19 protein-coding genes are annotated in these 22,228 nt (G+C 36.5%); 11 read left to right on the forward strand and 8 right to left on the reverse strand.

Translation table 11 applies throughout. The annotated features are described in order from the left end of the window. Positions 1 to 5: 5 nt before the first annotated feature. Entirely contained in the window at positions 6 to 1,535 is a 1,530-nt protein-coding gene (locus R2Q16_RS03595; protein ID WP_316735209.1) for a DUF6600 domain-containing protein, read from the reverse strand. Between the two features lie 277 nt (positions 1,536 to 1,812). Here R2Q16_RS03595 and R2Q16_RS03600 point away from each other — a divergent pair, with 277 nt between their 5' ends. Then, positions 1,813 to 2,514, forward strand: a complete 702-nt coding sequence (locus R2Q16_RS03600; protein WP_316735210.1) for an SAM-dependent methyltransferase — start codon at positions 1,813 to 1,815, stop codon at positions 2,512 to 2,514. Positions 2,515 to 2,521: 7 nt separating this feature from the next. Next, complete coding sequence (locus tag R2Q16_RS03605) at positions 2,522 to 3,169, forward strand: HAD family hydrolase (RefSeq protein WP_316735211.1); 648 nt, start codon at positions 2,522 to 2,524, stop codon at positions 3,167 to 3,169. A 1-nt stretch (position 3,170) separates the two neighbouring features. Here R2Q16_RS03605 and nadD read toward each other — a convergent pair whose 3' ends face one another. The 3 genes from nadD to R2Q16_RS03620 all read right to left on the reverse strand — a co-directional run bounded on the left by nadD (position 3,171) and on the right by R2Q16_RS03620 (position 5,355). Then, positions 3,171 to 3,743, reverse strand: coding sequence for a nicotinate (nicotinamide) nucleotide adenylyltransferase (gene nadD, locus R2Q16_RS03610; protein ID WP_316735212.1), 573 nt, complete (start codon positions 3,741 to 3,743; stop codon positions 3,171 to 3,173). 109 nt (positions 3,744 to 3,852) lie between these two features. Then, entirely contained in the window at positions 3,853 to 4,422 is a 570-nt protein-coding gene (gene gmk / locus R2Q16_RS03615) for a guanylate kinase (protein ID WP_316735213.1), read from the reverse strand. A 69-nt stretch (positions 4,423 to 4,491) separates the two neighbouring features. Then, entirely contained in the window at positions 4,492 to 5,355 is an 864-nt protein-coding gene (locus tag R2Q16_RS03620) for a YicC/YloC family endoribonuclease (protein ID WP_316735771.1), read from the reverse strand. Between the two features lie 417 nt (positions 5,356 to 5,772). Between R2Q16_RS03620 and R2Q16_RS03625 the strand changes: the two genes are divergently transcribed. After that, a complete protein-coding gene (locus R2Q16_RS03625; RefSeq protein WP_316735214.1) occupies positions 5,773 to 6,486 on the forward strand; it encodes a hypothetical protein in 714 nt (237 codons plus the stop codon). Positions 6,487 to 6,535: 49 nt separating this feature from the next. On the opposite strand, the gene rnc is transcribed toward R2Q16_RS03625, so the two are convergent. From rnc to R2Q16_RS03640, 3 genes are all read right to left on the reverse strand, one after another. Beyond that, entirely contained in the window at positions 6,536 to 7,264 is a 729-nt protein-coding gene (gene rnc / locus R2Q16_RS03630) for a ribonuclease III (protein WP_316735216.1), read from the reverse strand. A 94-nt stretch (positions 7,265 to 7,358) separates the two neighbouring features. After that, complete coding sequence (gene fabF / locus R2Q16_RS03635; RefSeq protein WP_290238424.1) at positions 7,359 to 8,612, reverse strand: beta-ketoacyl-ACP synthase II; 1,254 nt, start codon at positions 8,610 to 8,612, stop codon at positions 7,359 to 7,361. A 21-nt stretch (positions 8,613 to 8,633) separates the two neighbouring features. Further along, positions 8,634 to 8,870, reverse strand: coding sequence for an acyl carrier protein (locus R2Q16_RS03640; RefSeq protein ID WP_008508386.1), 237 nt, complete (start codon positions 8,868 to 8,870; stop codon positions 8,634 to 8,636). Between the two features lie 157 nt (positions 8,871 to 9,027). Between R2Q16_RS03640 and R2Q16_RS03645 the strand changes: the two genes are divergently transcribed. Both R2Q16_RS03645 and pyk read left to right on the forward strand, forming a co-directional pair. After that, complete coding sequence (locus R2Q16_RS03645) at positions 9,028 to 9,447, forward strand: IPExxxVDY family protein (RefSeq protein WP_316735218.1); 420 nt, start codon at positions 9,028 to 9,030, stop codon at positions 9,445 to 9,447. Positions 9,448 to 9,593: 146 nt separating this feature from the next. Next, positions 9,594 to 11,024 carry a pyruvate kinase gene (pyk, locus tag R2Q16_RS03650; RefSeq protein ID WP_316735219.1) on the forward strand — a complete coding sequence of 477 codons (1,431 nt, stop codon included), beginning with the start codon at positions 9,594 to 9,596 and terminating at the stop codon, positions 11,022 to 11,024. A 62-nt stretch (positions 11,025 to 11,086) separates the two neighbouring features. Here the strand turns inward: pyk and R2Q16_RS03655 are convergent, their stop codons facing one another. Continuing rightward, positions 11,087 to 12,082, reverse strand: coding sequence for a LacI family DNA-binding transcriptional regulator (locus R2Q16_RS03655; protein ID WP_316735220.1), 996 nt, complete (start codon positions 12,080 to 12,082; stop codon positions 11,087 to 11,089). Between the two features lie 257 nt (positions 12,083 to 12,339). Here R2Q16_RS03655 and R2Q16_RS03660 point away from each other — a divergent pair, with 257 nt between their 5' ends. From R2Q16_RS03660 to R2Q16_RS03685, 6 genes are all read left to right on the forward strand, one after another. Then, complete coding sequence (locus R2Q16_RS03660; protein ID WP_316735221.1) at positions 12,340 to 14,094, forward strand: alpha-glucosidase; 1,755 nt, start codon at positions 12,340 to 12,342, stop codon at positions 14,092 to 14,094. A 1-nt stretch (position 14,095) separates the two neighbouring features. Next, positions 14,096 to 15,445: an MFS transporter gene (locus R2Q16_RS03665; protein ID WP_316735222.1), complete on the forward strand. Its 1,350-nt coding sequence runs from the start codon at positions 14,096 to 14,098 to the stop codon at positions 15,443 to 15,445. Then, on the forward strand, positions 15,445 to 16,629 hold the full coding sequence (locus R2Q16_RS03670; RefSeq protein WP_316735223.1) for a glycoside hydrolase 100 family protein: 1,185 nt from the start codon (positions 15,445 to 15,447) through the stop codon (positions 16,627 to 16,629). Before R2Q16_RS03665 ends, R2Q16_RS03670 begins: the two co-directional genes overlap by 1 nt. A gap of 8 nt (positions 16,630 to 16,637) precedes the next feature. Next, complete coding sequence (locus R2Q16_RS03675) at positions 16,638 to 17,549, forward strand: carbohydrate kinase family protein (protein ID WP_316735224.1); 912 nt, start codon at positions 16,638 to 16,640, stop codon at positions 17,547 to 17,549. Positions 17,550 to 17,667: 118 nt separating this feature from the next. Next, positions 17,668 to 20,691: a SusC/RagA family TonB-linked outer membrane protein gene (locus tag R2Q16_RS03680; RefSeq protein ID WP_316735225.1), complete on the forward strand. Its 3,024-nt coding sequence runs from the start codon at positions 17,668 to 17,670 to the stop codon at positions 20,689 to 20,691. 17 nt (positions 20,692 to 20,708) lie between these two features. Next, a complete protein-coding gene (locus tag R2Q16_RS03685) occupies positions 20,709 to 22,217 on the forward strand; it encodes a RagB/SusD family nutrient uptake outer membrane protein (RefSeq protein WP_316735226.1) in 1,509 nt (502 codons plus the stop codon). Positions 22,218 to 22,228 lie beyond the last annotated feature (11 nt).

A 22,228-nucleotide genomic window follows, 5' to 3' on the forward strand; every position in this document is an offset into this window, starting at 1 on the left:
TTAATTTATCCTCTTCCACCTCTGGTAGGTCTTCCTCCACCCTCACTACTTCTTTCTCCACCGCTTCTATTTTGTTGTTGAGGTGGGGCTTGTTGCCTGGTTTCAGCCGGGCGTTCAATCCTTTGTTGACGTTGTTGTTGCATTTGCTCGTTTCTTTGCTGCTGCATTTGTTGCGAACGTTCTTGTTGTTGCTGACGCTGCTGTTGCAGCTGCTCACTACGTTGAGCCCTTTGCTGATCCATCTGCTGACGTTGTTGTTCAGCTTGTTGAGAACGCTGTTGCTGCATTTGCTGCGAACGTTCTTGTTGTTGCTGACGTTGTTGTTGCATCTGTTCGCTACGTTGAGCCCTTTGCTGATCCATCTGCTGACGCTGTTGTTCAGCTTGCTGATTACCGCTTACTCTTTCTTGCTGGCTGCGCTGTTGCATTTGCTGAATACGCTCTTGGTCACGGCTTCCCTGCTCTCTACTTCGCTCCAGCGTCTGCCTGTTTCTCTGCTCCGCCTCGCCCAAATTTTGGTTTGCTCTATCTGCACCTCTATTCGCATCACGATTATAAACACCACCACGATTATTGTCAGACTGATTCTCTCTACGATTTTCTAAATTCCCGTCATTTCGTCTATTAGGTTGGGTCATTCTATTATCGTTTCTGCTGCCATTTTGGTCACGATTAGCATAACCTGAATCTCCCCTACCGTTTCTATTGAAACCAGCGTTACCTTGTTCAAATTTTCGAGGCGCAGCACTTCTATTGTCAACCGAACCACGCTCTGGACGCGGGCGATAAATTGAAACCGCTCTATCGTTAATTCTTCCTGCTCCCGGTCTGTTGCTTTGCTCAAAGCGATAAACCCTCACATCCCTATTTGTTGCTCTTCTAATATCTTCCATCCTTGGGCCACCATAATAACTTCTTCTGTTATACACATAAGTGTTGTTAATTATGGTTGTATTGCGGATATAGACGTTATTTCTGCCGTAATCATACCTTGGAAATCTGTTAATGTAAATATTGGTTTGAGGGATAAAATTCCAGCAAAAATCAGGCACTGCATACCTGCGCCCGAAACTTAAATTAATGCTGATTGCCGGAGCCATTGGTGCCCAACCATAATAACCATCGCCACTTCTCCAATCTACCCAAGCTGGTCCCCAGTTCGTATCAGGCAACCAAATCCATTGTCTGTAATTGTTAAATACCCATCTACCATAGTGAAATGGTGCCCAACCCCAATCATAATTAGAAACCCAGGTATTACCATATTCCGTCATAACCCAACGGCCATTTGTATAATACGGACGAAAATCATCTTGGTCTACATCTGGTCGCCACACATAACCATATTGCGGGTCTTGAATCCAGGTACCGTAAGGTGAAAGTTCATCGTAAAAGGTTTGCATAGAAACATTACCAGTATTGTAACCATCACTCTGATAATTTTCTTCATAGCCTTGCGCCCGGGCTAAAGTTGTGGTTCCGGCAAGGAGCGCAAAGAGCCCCAGCACAAGTGCCGTAGTTTTCAGTGTTTTCATTTGTGTGTTTATTTAATAACCTAAACTGTGTGTATCAATTAGAGAACCAATTTTTTAATTGGTTTAATATGCATGCATAGTTTTATTAAATACTTTAAAATATTGCCTTCTAAGGCGTATTTAACTAATAATTAACGGATTCGGAATGTTTTAATTGTGCAGAAAATAAGTCAACAAGGAATAAAATTTGCTACACCACTGTTTATGAAATAGAATATATTGCCGTTGATCTGATTTTTAGAACATATTATTTATTTATTGTAAGTATTTTTGCGATATGCAAAATGGCACCTTATACCTTATCCCTGTACCGCTGGCAGAAGAAGCATCAGCAAAAACTTTTACACCATATTTGGTAGAAACGATTAACCAAATCGATACCTATATTGTTGAGAATAGTAAAACTGCCCGTAAATTTTTGAAGGAAGCAGGCCTTAAAACGCCACAAAAGGATCTAATTGTACATGACTATGGCAAACATAACCGAAATGACTTAAATCAATTCTTCCATGAACTTAAGGCTGGTAAAGATGTTGGCTTAATGAGTGAAGCTGGTTGCCCTGGTATTGCAGACCCGGGTGCAGATATTGTTGCTGAAGCGCACAAGAGAGGTATTAAAGTTGTGCCGTTAGTTGGTCCAAGTTCAATTCTTTTGGCATTAATGGCCTCTGGTTTTAACGGACAAAGTTTTGCTTTCTGGGGATATTTACCAATTGATAAGGAACAGCGCACAAAAAGAATTAAGGATTTAGATTTATCGGCAAGCCGCTATAAACAAACTCAAATTTTTATAGAAACGCCATTCCGTAATAATCAAATGTTGGAAGAAGTATTAAAAAGCTGCAAGCCTAATACCCAACTTTGTATAGCAAGTAATTTGACCGCCGAAAATGAATTTATAAAAACGCAAAGTGTTTATAATTGGCGCAAAGAGCAAATAGATTTACACAAACAACCAACGATATTTTTGTTGTATTAAGCCGAGAATGTCAAAAATAAAAGCAGTAATTTTTGATTTAGATGGAACAATTGCGAATACGCTTCCGCTTTGTATTCAGGCATTCAGAAAATCGGTAGAACCATTAATCAACCGATCGCTCTCTGACGAGGAAATTATTGCCACATTTGGTCCATCAGAAGAGGGAACAATAAAAATATTAGCTCCTCATAATTATAATGAAGGGGTTAAAAGCTATTTGCATTTCTATGAAAAACTTCATGGAATGTGCCCGGTAGCTTTTGCTGGCGTTGAGGAAATTTTATCAACCTTAAAACAAAAGGGTGTGCATATTTCTATGGTTACAGGAAAGGGTAACTATAGCACCGAAATTTCTCTAAAACAGTTTAAGCTTAACCATTTTTTTGAAATCATTGAGACAGGCGCTCCCACTGGTCCAAGAAAGGTTGATGGAATTAAAATTGTTTTGGAAGCTTTATCTAGCTTAAACAAAGAAGAGATTATTTATGTTGGCGATGCACCTAGTGATATAGAAGCCAGTAGATCTGTTGGCATCTCAGTTATTGCTGCTGCATGGGCAGAAACAGCAGAACCAGAAAAGTTAATTCCACTCAAACCAGATGAACTTTTTTACACTATAGAGGATTTCAAAGGCTGGTTATATTCCAGAATTTAAGTTATTTGTACATGCCTTTGGCATCAATAAAATCGATTACTTTATCGGGTAAAAAGAATTGAACGTTTTTATTTTCCTTTATCGCTTTGCGGATAAATGTAGAAGAGATTTCCATCAAAGGTGTTTTTGTAAATGTAATTGACGGGTGGTTTTCCCATTCACTAATGTCAGCACCTGGGCGTGGATAAACAAAAATTTCGTAGTCTTTCAACAAAACCTCATAATTCTTCCATTTTTTGAAAGAAACCAAATTATCAGCCCCCATTATCAGAACAAACTTATTGTTTGGGTAACGCTCTCTAAGATGGGTTAAAGTGTCTACTGTGTAAGATGGTTGTGATAAGTTAAATTCGATATTGCTTACCTTAATGTTCGCAGTGTTTTCAGTTGCTGAGGTAGCCATTTCCAACCTATCGTACATATTTGCCAATCCGCTCTTCTCCTTTAATGGGTTATGTGGCGAAACAACAAGCCAAACTTCATCTAATTCAGTATGATTTGCCATGTAATTGGCGATAATCAAATGCCCGGTATGTATTGGGTTATAAGAACCAAAGAATAAACCTATTTTCATTTGGAAGTTTCAGTTTGTTAAAACGTTATTGCGAGGCACGAAACAATCTTTCTTACAAAATAGATTGCTTCGTGCCTCGCAATAAGGACTATTTATTCAAAAGACTAAATTACTTCTTTAAAAAATCCCCTACCAGTTTTTCAGCCTCAGCACAAGCAGTTTCTAAATCGTAATTTTTTAAAATCACATCAAACTTATCAGCATAAAGCAATTCCTTTTCAGCCTTTACAAAGCGTTCCTGAAGCTTTTCGGCACTATCTGTACCACGTCCGCTTAAACGTTCCTTTAAAACTTCTAAAGATGGCGGTTGAACAAAAATCGCTAAAGCATCCTCTTCATATTTACGTTTTAAGCGAAGTCCGCCTTCCACATCAATATCGAAAATAACATGCTTATCCGCATTCCAGATGCGTTCAATTTCTGAACGTAAAGTACCGTAGAAAGTTCCATTATAAACTTCTTCAAACTCTACAAATTCCTGATGCGCAACTTTATGTAAGAACTCTTCTTTCGAAATGAAATAATAATCATTTTCGTGTTGTTCAGCGCCTCTAGATTCGCGTGTTGTAGCCGAAATTGAGAAGCTCAATTCAGGAAATTTCTTAAGCAAGTGGTGTACAATTGTAGTTTTACCTGCTCCCGATGGTGCTGAAAATATAATTAATTTACCTTGTTTCATTCTTTTAAGCATAAAGACAAAAGCAAAAAGTCCAAAGCTTTAGTCTTTGAGCTTTTTGCTTTAAGCTTTCTATAATACGTTTAATAACTGTTCTTTAATCTTCTCCAACTCTTCTTTCATGCCCACAACAAACTGTTGCATCTGTGCGTCGTTTGCCTTTGCGCCCATGGTATTAATCTCTCTACCAATTTCCTGAGAAATAAAACCTAACTTCTTACCATTTGCTTCTTTGCTACCCAATGTTTGTAGGAAATAATCACAGTGACTTTTTAAACGGGTTTTTTCTTCGGTGATGTCAATTTTATCGATGTAGTAAATCAACTCCTGTTCAAAGCGATTTTGGTCTATGTTTACCTTTCCTACTGCTTCATCTAAAAACTGGGTAAATTTATCGCGAATTGCTGCAATTCTTTTAGGTTCAAGCTCCTCAACCGATTTAAAATACGAAAGAATATTTTTAATTCTTAACTCCAAATCCGCCTTTAAAACAGCGCCTTCGTCTGCTCTAAATTTGTTAAAATTAACAAGCGCATCATTAAAGATTTTATACAACTCATTCCATTCATCTTCGCTAACACTTTCTTCTTTGTAGCTAATTACTTCAGGAAAAGTTAGTGCGGTTTGCAATAAATTACTGCTATTGGCCTGCAAATCATTATTAACTGCCAATAATTGGTTGTAATAATGTGCAAGTAAAGCTGTATTAATATTTGCTCCGGTAACTTCACCCAAATTTCTATCTACAGTAATGTTTAAACTAACCTTACCACGCTCAATATCTTTACTACAGATATTTCTTAGGATTAACTCCTTATCAGAAAAAGCTTTAGGATATTTTAAATTCAGCTCAAGAAATTTGCTGTTAAGTGATTTGATTTCGACACTATACTTAGCATTTGCATAATCGGCTGTTGCCAGTCCGTATCCTGTCATGGATTTTATCATGCGCAAAGGTAAGAAAAATTTGAAGAGTTTTCAGTCTGCTATAAAGCTTGTACTTTCATATGATTCGACTACTTTCAGAAGCGCAACAACTGTTATTCTTGGCAAATACCTTCCCGCCAATGCTGCAATCTTTTGGCTCAAAACCTGTGCTGGTAAACTTACGAATCCAAATAAACATCATCAAGTATAGACTTCGTAAGTTTGAAAGGCCAAAAGTATTTCCGCTTATGTCGGGGCTATTTAACAAAGTGTTGTAATCATGGCAAATTTTAAAGGCAATAGCACAAAAAACTATCTCCAAATAAAACAAATAATGTTTAGTGTCAAACAAAGCAATCAGCATTAACGTTTTTTTAACAGTTTACATCAGCTACAATTGTTATTTTTACAAGAAAATCTCACCAAATGAAATTCAAATACTCGCTTCTCTTCTTACTTGCCCTTGCCTTAACCATTAGTTCATCATTAAAGGCACAGGATTTTATTGTAAAAGGTGTTGTATTTGAAAAAGGCGCAAATGTTCGAATTGCGCTTGCAAACATTACCAATGTTCGTACAAAAATTGGCGTTACCAGTAACGATTTAGGTATGTTTCAAATCAAAGCTGCTGTTGGCGATACACTTCAGATAGCCAAAACCTATATGAACGACCAAAGAATTATTATTCACGGTCAGCAGGATATTTTAATTTATATGGTACGAGGAAGCACTGTTTTAAATGATGTAACCATTTACGGAAACAGCAAAAAACAAGATTTGGCAGATATACAAAGGGAATTTCAAAATAAGGGAGTATATAATGGCGGGAAATCATCTATTTTATCTTCAGTATTTCATCCGCTAAATGCCATTTATAACTTATTTGGTAAAGACCCAAAAAATGCCAGACGCTTTGGGAGGTATGCTGATAATGAAATTAAACAATCACAAATCGATGTTTATTTTAATCCTTCAATTATTAAAAACAATTCTGATTTGAGGGGTGATACACTTGAAAGGTACATGATTGATTACCGCCCTGAATTCCAAAAAGTTCAGTACTGGAACAGTTACGATTACATCAAATACATTAAAGAAACATCAAAGAAATTTACAGATACGCTAGGTAAGGGGAAATAATAAACAATTCATCAATTGCTCAATTGGCAAATTTTAATAGTTAATCAAACTAAATAGAAAGTGCCTCGCAAGCTTTTTCAGCGGCTAATTTTTCAGCATTCTTTTTGTTATAATCTCTACCGATTCCAACTTTTTCAGCATCAACAACTGCACTTATTGTAAACAATTTATTGCTTTCGCCTTCCCCGTTTTCAACCAGTTCGAACATTACATCCTTACCATGTCTTTGGCACCATTCAATAAGCTTACTTTTGAAATTTGTTTCGGTTAGCTCAAGCGTATGAATATCTATATGGGGTTTAACGATTCTCCGAAGTAAAAATTCTTTGGTAAAATTGTAGCCTTTATCCATGTAAATTGCACCGATAATTGCTTCAAATGCATCGCCAAGCATAGAATTGTGCTTCGTTTGAATACTTACAGAACGCTGGTCAAACTGGATTAATTTATCGAAACCCATTTTCTTAGCCAGCTGATTCAGGTTAGCACGATTTACAATTTTAGAACGCATTTCAGTTAAAAAGCCTTCTTCTTTGTATGGATAATGCTTAAATAACAATTCAGCTATCACTGAGCCTAAAACTGCATCGCCTAAAAACTCTAATCTTTCGTTACTACTTCTGCTGCCATTTTTTAAAACTTTTGCTACAGAGCGGTGCCTGAACGCCATTTTATATAGCGCAACATTACCTGGTACAAACCCAAGAATATTCTTTAGCTTTTTAACAAATTCCTTTTCAGGAGAGATGTAAAGTTTATATAATTTTAATATCGGCATTAAATAAATAACACAATTAACGGCTAATCAGCATATTTAACTAAGTTATCTATTTTTAATTAGCATACAAAATTATATAGCAGGGCTGATGAAATTATTCTTCGTACTTTTTGAAAATTACTGAAGCGTTGTGACCGCCAAAACCGAATGTATTACTTAAAGCCGCTCTAACAGTACGTTTCTGAGCTTTGTTAAAAGTAAAATTCAATTTAGGATCAAATTGCGGATCATCTGTAAAGTGATTAATTGTTGGAGGAACAATATCATTTTTTACAGCAAGAATTGCAGCAATTGATTCAATAGCGCCAGCGGCTCCAAGCAAATGGCCTGTCATAGATTTAGTAGAACTGATGTTTAACCTGTAAGCATCTTCACCAAATAAATCGCCAATGGCTTTGGTTTCACTAATATCTCCAAGCGGAGTAGAAGTACCGTGAACGTTAATGTAATCAATATCAGCAGTTGTTAATCCTGCATCCTTCATGGCGTTGGCCATTACCATTTTGGCTCCTAAACCTTCTGGGTGTGGCGCTGTAATGTGATTTGCATCAGCACTCATACCACCACCAACAAGCTCTGCATAAATTTTTGCACCTCTTGCCTTAGCATGTTCAAGTTCTTCCAAAATAATGGTTCCAGCACCTTCCCCGGCAACAAAACCATCGCGATCTTTATCGAACGGACGTGAAGCGGTTTGTGGATCATCATTACGTGTAGATAATGCATGCATGGCATTAAAACCACCCATTCCTGCTTCGTTAATAATTGCTTCAGAACCACCGCTGATGATTACATCTGCCATACCTAAACGGATATAGTTAAATGCATCAATCATTGCGTTTGTAGAAGAAGCACATGCCGAAACAGTTGCAAAATTTGGCCCACGCAAGCCGTATTTGATAGAGATATGCCCTGGGGCGATATCTACAATCATTTTTGGGATAAAAAATGGATTGTATCTTGGCGTACCATCTCCTTTAGCGAAATTCGAGATTTCATCTAAAAAAGTTTTCAATCCACCGATGCCTGCGCCCCAGATAACTCCGATACGGTTGGTATCCAATTTCTCAAAATCGAAACCTCCATCCTTAACGGCTTCATCAGTTGCTACAAGGGCATACTGTACAAACGGATCTAGCTTGCGGGCTTCCTTTTTCTCCAAAAAATCTTCCGGATTAAAGTTTTTTACCTCGCATGCGAATTTAGTTTTGAACTTTTCAGTATCAAAACCCTTAATAGGAGCAGCGCCACTCACCCCGTTAGTCAATCCTTCCCAAAAATCGGGAACATTATTGCCTATAGGAGTGAGCGCACCCAACCCTGTTACTACTACTCTTTTTAATTCCATTTATACTGAAAAAGCGTAATTCTATTTAACGTTTTTTTCCAAATAAGCAATCGCTTGACCAACTGTACCGATGGTTTCAGCCTGATCATCAGGAATAGCTACATTGAATTCTTTTTCAAATTCCATAATTAACTCTACGGTATCTAAAGAATCTGCACCTAAATCGTTGGTGAATGAAGCCTCTGGCGTAACTTCGCTTTCGTCAACACCTAGTTTTTCTACGATAATAGCCTTAACTCTTGAAGCAATATCAGACATAATTTTATAATTTAATGGTTAAATAATTCTGTGCAAAGAAAAATAAATTCTTACAATTTTCAAATGTTTTTATTTCGAGACCTAATTTTGGCTCTCAAATAACAAGCGAATATAGAATTAGTTTTTTAATTTCGTTCTGTAAATAATTTATTTCGCTTTGAATAAAACTTACTTAAAATTAACCTTAGACCTTGATTTTACACTAATTGCGGTAACTGCACCGCTAAAAGACTACGTTTTATGCCACAAAATTAATACGCGTTTAAATACCCAATTTGAGAAGATTGATGACCATGAAATATTTTTTAACATTGATGAACCTGCCTGGTTTTTCTCTAAATATTACTTTTTTGTAGAGCAGGGAGAAACGGAATATTACCTGATAAGTAATAAAAGTAGTGATGGAATATTGGTTCCGGAAATGAACAATGTCGATTTTTTCATTATAATTAAGGAATTTATTGACATGGAAGACCTTAATTATTTGATAAACGGATTAAACAAACTGCCTGATATTCAGGTAGCTGCAAAAATAGACCCAACAAAACTAAAATCGAAAGAGAATTTGGTAATATAAAAATTATATACTTGGTGTATTAATTACACTATATTTGAGGGTTATAAAAAACTGTACAAAACAAATTATATATAAAAATTAATGCGGTTTAGTTAATTTAGATAATTAATTAAAAAACAGAACAGCATTGCTAAAACAATTATTAAATGAAACCTTTTCATTCCAGAACAAAAATTGTAGCCACTCTCGGCCCCGCTTCAGCTAAACCAGATGTATTATACAGCATGTTTAATGCAGGTTTGGATGTTTGTCGTTTAAATTTCTCTCACGGTTCTCAGGCAGATCATCAAGCGGTTTTGGATACCATCCGCGATTTGAATAAAAAATATGATTACAACGTTGGTATTTTGGCCGATTTACAAGGTCCGAAAATCCGCATCGGTTTAGTTAAAGAAGGTGGAATTAACCTAATTAACGGTAAAACTACAATCATCACTACTCAAGAATGTATTGGTAACGAGGAACGTATTTACATCACTTACCAAAACTTCCCTCAAGATGTTCAGGCTGGCGAAATTATCCTTTTAGATGATGGAAAGCTACAAATGAAAGTGCTTTCTACAAACTTAAAAGATGAGGTGGTTTGCGAGATTGTTCACGGTGGTATTTTAACTTCCAGAAAAGGTGTAAACCTTCCTAACACCAAAGTTTCTATTCCATCTTTAACACCAGAAGATAGAGAAAACCTAGAGTTTGTTCTTGAAAATGATGTAGAATGGATTGGTTTATCATTCGTACGTAAGGCTGAAGATATTATCGAACTTAAAAAAATAATTGCTGAGCGTGGTAAAACTGCCCGCGTAATTGCAAAAATTGAAAAACCAGAAGCAATTGCAAATATTGATGAGATTATTGCAGCTACGGATGGTATTATGGTTGCCCGTGGAGATTTGGGTGTTGAATGTCCAATGGAAGAAGTGCCATTGTTGCAAAAAATGATTGTAGCAAAATGTAGAGCGGCTTCGAAACCAGTAATTGTTGCTACTCAAATGTTAGAAAGCATGATTACTACACCTCGCCCAACTCGTGCAGAGGTTAATGATGTGGCTAACTCAGTTTTAGATGGTGCGGATGCGGTAATGTTAAGTGGCGAAACTTCGGTAGGCGAATTTCCACTGATTGTTATCGAAACAATGCAAAAAATCATTCAAAACATTGAAGAGAACAACTACCCTTTCAATCCGGATAAGTTTTTAAAACCAAAATCTGCATCCTTTTTAAGCGATGCGATTTGTGATTCGGCTTGTTTCTTAGCTAAGCAAACTAATGCTGTTGGTATCGTTTCAATGACTTTGAGCGGTTATACTGCTTTTGAAATTTCTAGTCACCGCCCTGAAGCTTTAACCTTCATATTTACAAGCAACCGTGCTTTATTAAATGCGGTAAGTTTATTGTGGGGTGTTAGAGGTTTTTACTACGATAAATGGGAAAGTACAGACAATACCATTATTGAGGTTAACGAATTCCTTAAGAGCAAAAAATTGGTTAAACAAGGTGATATCGTTATCAATACTGCCGCTATCCCGATGGAAGCAAAAGGTAAAACCAACATGCTAAAAATCACTGTGATTGATTAATTTCAAAAACACATAATATGCAAAAGCTCCCGAATTTATCGGGAGCTTTTTTTGTATATGCTCTAAATAGAACCTCCTACAACGAGTTTAGATTCATCAATGATTGTTTGTGCAAAAGAACTACCGGCGATGCAGCGCATCATTCGGCCAAATGCCAGTTTCCCTAAATTATATCCACTTGTTTCTGCATAAGTAATTTCAGGATAGAAAAGTAGTGGAATCATACCATCACTTATGGCAATTACACCTAAATCGTTAGGGACTTGCAAACCCTTTCTTTGTATAGCTTTCATGGAACCGGCTAATATTTCATCGCTCATACAAAAAACTGCAAATCGTTTTTCTTTAAAATCAGATAATAAAGATAATGTAACCTGTTCTGCTTCTTCAGAACTCCCGGCATGAGCTGTTTTCAAAATTATGGAATTATCTTTTGAAAGAACCGATGTAAATTTCTGCAGCCGAGCCTTTGTAATCGACATATTTTTATCTCCAAAGATACCAATGACATTCGTTATGCCCTTTTTTAAAATTTCTTCTGCAGCTATATTTGCTGCATGTTCATCACCAACACATATTTTATTGCAGGATTCATATTGCGGAACTTTATCGAAAAAAATAACAGGAATGCCATGAACATCTAGTTTCAAAAAAGGATCGATGTCTTTTGTTTCTGATGTAATTGCGATAAAAATTCCTGACACTCTTTTATGTCTGCAGCTTTTTAAAATCTGCTGTTCAATCTCCGGGTCGTTTGAGGAACGATAAATAATAACCGAATAACCAAAAACCCTTGCATCTTCTTCAATTGCACTTATAAAAGAGTGATAAAAGAAATTGGATAGGCTAGGCACTACAACAGCAAACTCTTTACTGCTGTGCGTACGTAAATTTACCGCATACGGGTTTGGATCATATTCCAGTAACTCTGCAAGCTCATTCACTTTCTTTTTAGTATCAACAGAAATATCGGGATGATCTTTTAAGGCACGTGAAACTGTAGATATACTTACACTTAACCTTTCAGCAATCTTTTTTAAAGTAGGATTCTGTTTCATGGTTTTATATTTGGTTACTCAAATATAAGTTTTCCACAGCAAACATTTTCGCAAATGTTACCGCAAACGTTTGCGGTGATAATTTTGTAATTTATATGTTTTTCAACTACTTATAATCTTATCTTCATGTTACCAATAAGTGAGATATAGCAAGGTTTTAGTTTAACCATGTAAAATATTTCATTAAACTAACCAAATATTAACGACTACAAAATTTAAGTTCCCTGATATTGGGAAGTTATTTTTAAGATAGAAATATGAGAAAATCTGTTGTCTTAACCTTTACTTTTCTTAGCACATTTATTTTTGCTTGCTATGCACAGCAAACAGATAAGCACACTAAAAGCAATGAAAACACCTGGTGGAAAGAAGCTGTTGTTTACCAGCTTTACCCAAGAAGTTTCAAAGATAGTGATGGCGATGGTGTTGGAGATATTAGAGGCATTATTTCCAAACTTGATTATTTAAAAAGCCTGGGTATCGATGCCGTTTGGTTAAATCCAATATTTTCTTCTCCGAACGATGATAACGGTTATGATATTAGTGACTACCGAAATATCATGAAAGAATTCGGCACCATGCAAGATTTTGATGAACTGCTTGCCGGATTACATAAACGTAAAATCAAGTTGATTTTAGACATGGTGCTTAACCATAGTAGTGATGAACACGAATGGTTTAAGCAGGCTAAATCTTCTCGCACAAATCCTTATCGAAATTATTACCATTGGTGGCCGGAAGAAAAAGGCAAACCAACACCACGATATAGCTTTTTCGATGTTAATAACGATGCATGGAAATATGATGCCACAACTAAATCATATTATTTACACTATTTCTCGCAAAAACAACCCGACTTAAATTGGGAGAATGAAAAGCTTCGGAATGAGGTATACGATATGATGAAATTTTGGTTAGATAAAGGTATCGATGGTTTGAGAATGGATGCTTTTCAATATGTTTCGAAAGACACCACCTGGAAAAAATATCCCGACGGTTACGAGAAAGACATTATAAAATACTACGGCATGGGTCCAAATCTCCACAATTATTTGAAAGAGATGAACAAAACCGTAATCAGTAAATACAATGTTATGACGGTTGCCGAGGGAGCAGGCAGCACTTTAGAAGATGCACATGCGCTAGTGGATGAGGATAGAGATGAGTTAAACATGGCTTATCATTTTGAAATAATGGATATCGGGAACGATCCCGAGGGTTATAAACTCACCGATCTAAAAAAGGCATTCACCAAATGGGATTATTCCTTTGCAGATAAAGGCTGGCTAGCCATATTTCTTGCCAATCATGATGTACCCAGAATGGTAAGTAAATATGGAAATGATAGCCCTCAGTTTAGAAGTTATTCTTCAAAATTATTAACCACTCTAATTATGACAATGCGTGGCACTCCATTTTATTTTAATGGTGATGAACTGGGCATGTCCAATATTAAATTTAACAACATTGATGATTATCGCGACATCGCAACCATCAATGCATATAAAAGTATTAAAGCTAAAGGCGATGATGTACAAGCTTTTATGGATAAGCAGAAATTTATCTCCAGAGATAATACCCGTACACCATTCCAGTGGGACTCGAGTTTAAATGCTGGCTTTACCACAGGAACTCCCTGGATAAATATAAACCCAAATTACAAAACAGTAAATGTTGTTGCTGAAGATAAAAATCCGAACAGTGAGCTTTCCTATTTTAAAAAGATAGTTGCATTGAGAAAAGCAATGCCCGTATTAGTTTATGGAGCATATAAGGTTTTTGACATCGAAAATCCTGATGTGTATTGTTATACCAGAATGATGGGTAATGAGCTTGTGTTGGTTTTACTGAATTTTTCAGCCAAAGCATTAACATATACCATTGATAAGCAAATCAACACTTCAACAGCGAAATTGCTTATTAGCAATTACAATGATATTGTAGCTGTAAAAAACAATAAAATCAACCTAAAACCTTGGCAATCTTTAGTTTTTAAAATTAATCAGCTGTAATATGATAGTCGCTAAGGCAGAAAAAGCTGATAATTTTTCATCAGCAATCAGATTAAACTTCAGTTCAATTATTGCCATGAACCTTGGTTTTTTCGGCATACAATATAGCTTTGGATTGCAGCAAACCAATATGACACCGATTTATTCTTACCTCGGTGCAAATGCAGATCAAATTCCATTGTTAAATTTAGCAGGACCAATGACGGGTTTAATTATACAACCAATTGTTGGTGCAATGAGCGATAAAACCACAAGTAAATTTGGTAGAAGAAGACCTTTCTTTTTAATCGGAGCTATTATCTGTAGCATCTGCCTTTTCGCAATGCCATACAGTAGTTCTATTTGGATGGCAGCTGGCATTTTATGGATTTTAGACGCTGGCAATAACATTACCATGGAGCCATACAGAGCATTTGTGAGTGATAAACTTCCATCAGATCAGCATGCACTGGGCTTTTTAACACAAAGTTTTTTCACAGGCCTTGGAATTACCATAGCCAATCTTACGCCCGGAATTTTAATTGCAGCTGGCTTAATTAGCATACATGCAAGAAGTGGAAATAACATCCCTTACACCACTTATGCTGCGTTTTTTATCGGTGGGATAGTTTCCATCGGTTCAATTATGTACAGTTGTTTTACCACAAAAGAAACGCCCTTATCATCTCAGGAAATAGAAAAAATAAAGTCTGAACCCAGTGGTGTAAAGATGGTTTTTAAAGATATAATAGAGGCTTTTAAGGTTATGCCTTTAACCATGAAAAAACTAGGCATAGTTTATTTATTTAATTGGTATGCTATGTTTATTTACTGGCAATTTATTACACTCTGTCTTGCAAAAACCATCTACAACACTACCGATGCAACGTCAGACGGTTTTGCTTCTGCACAATTACTAACAGGAACAGTAAATGGCGGCTATAACATTGTAACATTTATTGTTGCATTTCCACTCGCCTTTTTTGCTCGGAAAATAACGGCGCAAAAAGTACACTTAATAAGTTTGCTATTTGGTGGTTTATGTTTGATTTGCCTTCCAATGATTCATAATCAATCTTTACTAATTATTCCGATAATTGGTTTAGGCATAGCCTGGGCAAGTATGATGGGCACCCCTTATGCAATGCTTGCGGGAAGCATTCCAAAGGCGAAAACAGGAATTTTTATGGGTATTTTGAACATGTTTATCGTAATGCCGATGCTGCTGGAAACCATAACCTTTAAATATGTTTACCGCTATATATTAGGGCATAACCCTGAAAACGCAATAATTTTTGCTGGTATTTTAATAACGATTGCTGGTTTCCTGGTTCTATTAATCAAAAGAAAAAATACCTCAGATACACTATAATGATAGATTCAAAACCATATAAGCTGGCGCTAAATCTCTTGCATGAGGCATCTACTCCTTACGGATTTGTTGCTGCAGTGCAAGAACAGGATAACTATAAGCGTGTATGGACGAGAGATGGCGTAATTACGTCAATTGCGGCATTGTTAAGTGCAGATGAAACATTGATAAAAACTGCAAAAGTAACGTTAGAAACCCTTTTCAATAATCAGCACACAATCGGTTTTATGCCATCAAATGTCTCACCAATTAATGGCTCCGTTAGTTATGGTGGCACATCTGGAAGAGCGGATAATCCATCTTGGGCAGTAATTGGTTTGGCCAGTTATACAATTTTAACTGAAGATGATAGTCTTTGGATTAAGTATAAAAATGAAGTTGATAAATGTTTTGCTGTATTGGAAAACTGGGAGTTTAATGGCAAACATTTAATTTATGTACCACAAAGTGGAGATTGGGCCGATGAATACATTCAGCACGGCTACATCTTATTTGACCAACTATTACGCATTTGGGCGCTTAATTTGGCATCGAAGGTTTCTAATAATAAAATCTGGACAGACAAATCCTTACAGATTAGCAAATCCATCAGGGCAAATTATTGGAAAAATGAAGAACAGAGAAACTTATATGCTGTGAATCTAAACCATCAGTTGGAAGAAGCATCGCATGAGTTCTGGATGATGGGTTTTAATCCATCAAGGATTTACAAGTATTTCGATTTACAGGCAAATACTTTTTGTTTTCTACTTGGTTTGGGCAGCAATGACCAAAATAAGTCGGTTCTAAGGTACATCAAAAATCTGTATCAAAGTAACCAATCCATGTTCCCTTCATTTCACCCGACTATACAAGAAAATGATTCAGACATGCTAGAACTAATAAATAACCATGCTTATGGCTTCAGGAATAAGCCAGGCTACTTTCATAACGGAGGATTATGGCCAGTTTGGAACGGTTGGCTTGTAGCAGCGTTAAAGGTTCAAGGTGAAAAGGATTTAGCTCAAACGTTATTGGCCAACATCCACCAATCGAACATGAAAGCTGATTTATTTAATGAGTGTTTGCACGGAAATGACCAAACACCATGTGGTGTACCTAAATGTACCTGGAGTGCAGCAGGAGCAATAATTGGTGAGCAGGCACTAGCGAATAACAATTTTATGAAACTTTTTAAATTCTAAAGGAGGAAATGATGAATACACCAGGAAATTTTTCAGAAAAAAGGATTTTAGTAATTGGTGAATTGCTTGTGGATATTATTTCTGACAATGATATTGAATCGTTGGCTTCTCCATCAAATTTTTCGACTAATCAGGGCGGTAGTTCGGCCAATTTATGTGCTAACTTAAAATGGCTAGGTGTTAATTCAGAATTGGTGGCTACAGTTGGAGATGATAATCTTGGAACATTTCTGATAAACGAACTCAAATCGGCTGGTATTGAAGGTACTCATATTAACCGTTCGCCCAATAGACAAACCAGTATTGTACTCGTGGGTAAAAACGAAAAAACACCAGACTTTATTCCATACCGAAGTGCTGATTTAGCGATAAAAAGAATCGACTGTTCGTTATTAGAATCTGCAACTATCATTCATACAACCGCATTTGCTTTAAGTAAAGAACCCGCCCGCAGCAATATTTTAGATGCACTTACAAAAGCAACTCAAATGGGTAAATCTATATCGGTTGATTGGAATTTTGCACCGTCCATTTGGCAAGATGACGATGGTAGAGATGTTTTTAAAAAAATACTTAAATTAAATCCTTTGATAAAAATCAGCATTGATGATTTAGAACGTTTTGTTGGCGAATATTTAACAATTGAGCAATGTATGACTTGGTTAGACAATTTAAACTCACGAATTATTTGCCTCACCTGCGGAAAAAACGGAGTATGGTATAAAGAAAAAAATCAGGGTTGGAAACATGAACCAGCAATACCAGTATCAAATATCGCTAGTGTTACAGGCGCAGGTGATGCATTTTGGGCAGGTTTCTTATCATCATATTTAAGAGAAAAGCCTATTAAGGAAAGTATTAACGAAGCATTAAAAACTGCAAAACTTAAAATTGAAAAATCCTCTGCTATCTATAAATAACTATTATCTATCATTAATATAAACTAACAAACCAATTATGAAACATCAACCTCCTTAAGATTTTTAGCATTAAATTCCTAAAAACATTAAAATTTTCTAACCAATTAAATACTAAATTATGAATATGACTCTACTAAGCAATTGGTCTGGCTCACCGAAGAAACAGAAATTGCATGTACTGAAGAAACTTACATTTTTAAGTTTTTTCATGGTATTGTTAAGCACAGCAGCTTACGCACAAACCATTGTAAAAGGTGTAATTTACGATAGCGATAAAGCACCTTTGGCCGGTGCAACAATACAAGTTACTGGTACAAATACCAGAACACAAAGTGATGCTGAAGGTAAATATCAAATAACAGCTCCTTCTGGAACATCAAGATTAACTATAAGTTTTGTAGGTTTTGAAACACAAACCGTAAGCATTAATAACCAAGCCATCGTCAACATTACATTAGCATCATTAAATAATCTCGATGCTGTTGTGGTTGTTGGTTATGCATCTGTTAGGAAAAGCGATTTAACTGGAGCAGCAACAACTGTTTCGGCTAAGGATTTTAACAAAGGACCACTAAACGCACCCGACCAATTAATTCAGGGTAAAGTTGCAGGTGTGCAAATGATAAATAATAGCGGTCAACCTGGTGGTGCATCAACGGTAAGAATTAGAGGTAACTCTGCAATTACTGGTACAGGTCAACCACTTTATGTTGTTGATGGGGTAGCACTTGATGGTAGATCTGCTCGACCTTCTACCAGCGCAGGTATTGGTACTGCACCAGATGGAAACCCATTAAACTTTATTAATCCGGCAGATATCGAATCGATGGAAATTCTAAAAGATGCATCGGCTACTGCTATTTATGGTTCTCGTGCTGCATATGGTGTTGTTTTGATTACCACTAAACGTGGTAAATCTGGCGAAACAAAAATCGATTTCAGTGCTTCTGCTGGTGTGAGTAATATTGCCAGAAGAGTAGACGTTTTGTCTGGTGATGAATATCGTGCGGCATTAGCTAAATACAATCTTACCAGCGGAAATTTTGGAACAAGTGTAGATGCTCTTGATGCAATTACCAGAACTGCTTATAACCAAAACTATTCAGTTGGAATAAGCGGCGGCGCTAACGGAAATACATTCCGTGCTTCATTAGGTTATCAAGATCAACAAGGTATTGTTAAAAACACTGATTTTAAAAAATACAGTGCAGGTTTTAATGGAAACTTCAAGTTTTTAGAAAGTAAAAAATTAGGGTTAGACATTAACATGATTAGTAATCAATACCTTGAAAAAATTGCTCCGATTACTACTGATGCAGGTTTTACAGGGAGCTTAATCAGTCAGGCTTTATCATGGAATCCAACTCAGTCTTTCTATAATGCAGATGGCAGTTTGTTTATCGATTATGGTTCAACAACCATAAATCCATTAGCCGCTTTAGCTGCTACTAATGATAAAGCAAAAGTTTCTACAATATTGGGAAGCGTTTCGCCTTACTACAAAATCACACCTTGGTTAGAATATAGAATGCTAGCCAGTGTAAATTATAGTACAGGTATTAGAAGAGCATCAACCAGAAGTACTTTAAACTTGCAAGGCATTCAGCCATCGGGAGCTTTCTTAGGCGGTTATGCGAGTTATTCTAATAGCGAATTGATCACGCAACAGTTTACAAATACTTTAAACTTTAATAAAGAAATCGCAACTAAACTAAATCTAAATGCGATTATTGGATACGAATATTCGAACTTTATAAATAAAGGAACTACAAATACAGCAACAGGTTTTGGAGATATTGCAGCAGATTATACCGATGCATTTCAAACTACAGCTCCTGCTAACCGTACATTCTCTGCATTTAACAACCCAACAACTGAGTTACAATCTTACTTCGCCAGGGCGATTTTTAATTATGATAACCGATACATTTTAACTGCAACTTTTAGAGCAGATGGTTCAACAAAGTTCGGCAAATCTAACCGTTATGGTTATTTCCCATCTTTTGCTGCTGCATGGGATGTTAAAAAGGAAGGTTTTATGGCAAATACAGAATGGATTGACCAGTTAAAAGTTAGAGTTGGCTATGGTAAAACCGGTAATCAGGATTTCCCATCAGGTTCTGCTCAACAACGTTACGATTTTGGCAACTCAAATGGAGCACCAACCTTAGTGGCTATTAATAATGCAAATCCAAATTTGAAATGGCAATCTGATGTACAAACCAACGTTGGCGTTGATTTTGCCTTTATGAAAAACAGGTTCACAGGATCAATTGATTACTTCCGCAAAGAAACCAACGATTTGTTATTCCCTCAAATTTCATTCGTACCAGCTGTGGGCGGTAACGTACCAACGTGGGTAAATTTACCAGGACAAATTATTAACAAAGGTTTAGAGTTAACGCTTAACGGAAACATTGTTGAAACGGATAATATTTCATGGTCTTTAGGCGGTAATGCAACTTTCATCAAAAATACAGTCCAAAACATTAACGGCATCATTAAAACAGGTTCATTAAACGGACAAGGTTTAAGTGGTGTAACTACAGAGGTTATTCAAAATAGCCTACCATTATTTGCTATGGTTACCAGACAATTTAATGGTTTAGATGCCAATGGATTTTCTTTATATACTGATGATGGTTTTACCAATTATTATGTTGGTAATCCAAACCCTAAAGTTATTATGGGTTTAAGTACCAATTTCAGATATAAGAAATTATCTTTTACGGCAAACTTTAACGGCGCATTCGGACAAAGCATTTACAACAATACTGCAAACTCTGTTTTAGCGATTTCTAACTTAGGAACAAGAAATATTTCTTCGGCACTTGTAAGTTTACCTATAGCAGAATCATTAGCAAATCCAATTGCAGCATCATCAAGATATATTGAGAAAGGTGATTATGTAAAACTGGCAAATGCTACCTTAAACTATAATTTCGGTAACATCGGAAAATCAATCAAAGCACTTAATGTTTTTGTAAATGGTCAAAACCTTTTTGTAATCACAAATTACACGGGTTTCGATCCAGAGGTTAACGTAAATAAGAGTGTAAGTGGTGTTCCATCGGCAGGTATTGATTATACAGCCTATCCAACTGCCAGAACATTCAATTTCGGTGTTAATTTTTCTCTTTAATTTTTAAAAATACAGATATGAAAAATAAATATATTATCGGTTTTACTGTGGTAGCCCTAAGTTTTGCGGGTTGTACAAAGTTAGATGAAAACCTGAATGGACAGGTTAGTAGTGCCGGAGTAAGTGGCGGAAATGTTGCGAGTTTATTGGGTGCATCTTATGCCGCAATGATTGGTCCTTATCAGGCACCATGGAATTGGTCGGCATTGCAAGAGGTAACCTCTGATGAAATTATTGTACCAACCCGTGCAGGCGATTGGGATGATAATGGTGCGTGGCGTTCACTCCATTTACACAAATGGGCGCCAGACCATTCCAGGATTTCTGACGTTTTCAGAGACTTAAATAGTATTTCGTACGTAGCTACAAGTGTTTTAGGCGCAAGCCCAACACCAGCACAAGCAGCACAAGCAAGATTTCTACGTGCATTTGCCCAATTCTCTATTTTAGATGGCTGGGGACAGGTTCCGTACAGAGATGCAGGAGAAGATGTTACCAAGCCTTCACGTGTAAGAAATGCTGCTGATGAAGTTGCTTATCTGATTGCTGAATTAAATGCAATTATTCCTGATTTGCCAACCGGACCTGCAAATGTTGCTAATAAAAATGCAGCAAAAACACTTTTAATGAAGGTTTATCTTAATAAAGGTGCTTTCCTAAACCGTACTGCTCCAACTTTTGATGCAGCTGATATGGCGAGGGTAATTACGCTGGCAGATGAAATTGCTACCGGCGGTTATGTATTGCAACCTAACTATTTCGATAATTTTGCACCAACAAACGATGTTCTGTCAAAAGAAAATATTTTTACAGCACAAAATATTGGCGGTGTAAATGGTAGCGATCTTGATGGTCAGTGGAGATGTACTGCACACTATAACCAAAATCCAAGCGGGTATAATGGCTTTTCTTCTCTTTCAAATTTCTATGGCAAATTCGAAGCATCGGATACCAGAAGAGGTGGAAGTTATGCAGGCCAAACTAATGTTTCGGGTATTAGAGTTGGATTCTTAGTTGGTCAGCAATTCGACCAAAATGGTGTTGCCTTAAAAGACAGAAAAGGGAATCCATTAGCTTTTACGCCAGAAGTTTCTATTATAGAGCGTGATCCGAATCACCTTGAAGTAGCAGGTATTCGTGTAATTAAATACCCTGTTGATTATGCCAACTCCGGCTCGAGGAAACCAGAAAATGACTGGGTTTATTTCCGTTATGCGGATGTTTTGTTGATGAAAGCAGAGGCACAATTAAGAACATCGTTAACTGCTCAGGCCTTAACATTGGTAAATTCAATAAGAACGGTTAGAGGTGCATCAGTCTTAACAACTATAAATTTAGATGTTTTACTAGATGAACGTGGTCGTGAATTATATTGGGAAAGTTTTAGAAGACAGGATTTAATTCGTTTTGGCAAATTCCTTGCTGCATGGCAAGAGAAACCGGCAAGCGAAGCAAAATATCTTGTTTTTCCAATTCCTGACAACCAGCTTGGTAACCCGAATTTAGTTCAAAATACCGGATACTAGATTAACTCAAA

Source organism: Pedobacter aquatilis (genome assembly GCF_032678425.1).
Lineage (GTDB): Bacteria > Bacteroidota > Bacteroidia > Sphingobacteriales > Sphingobacteriaceae > Pedobacter > Pedobacter aquatilis_B.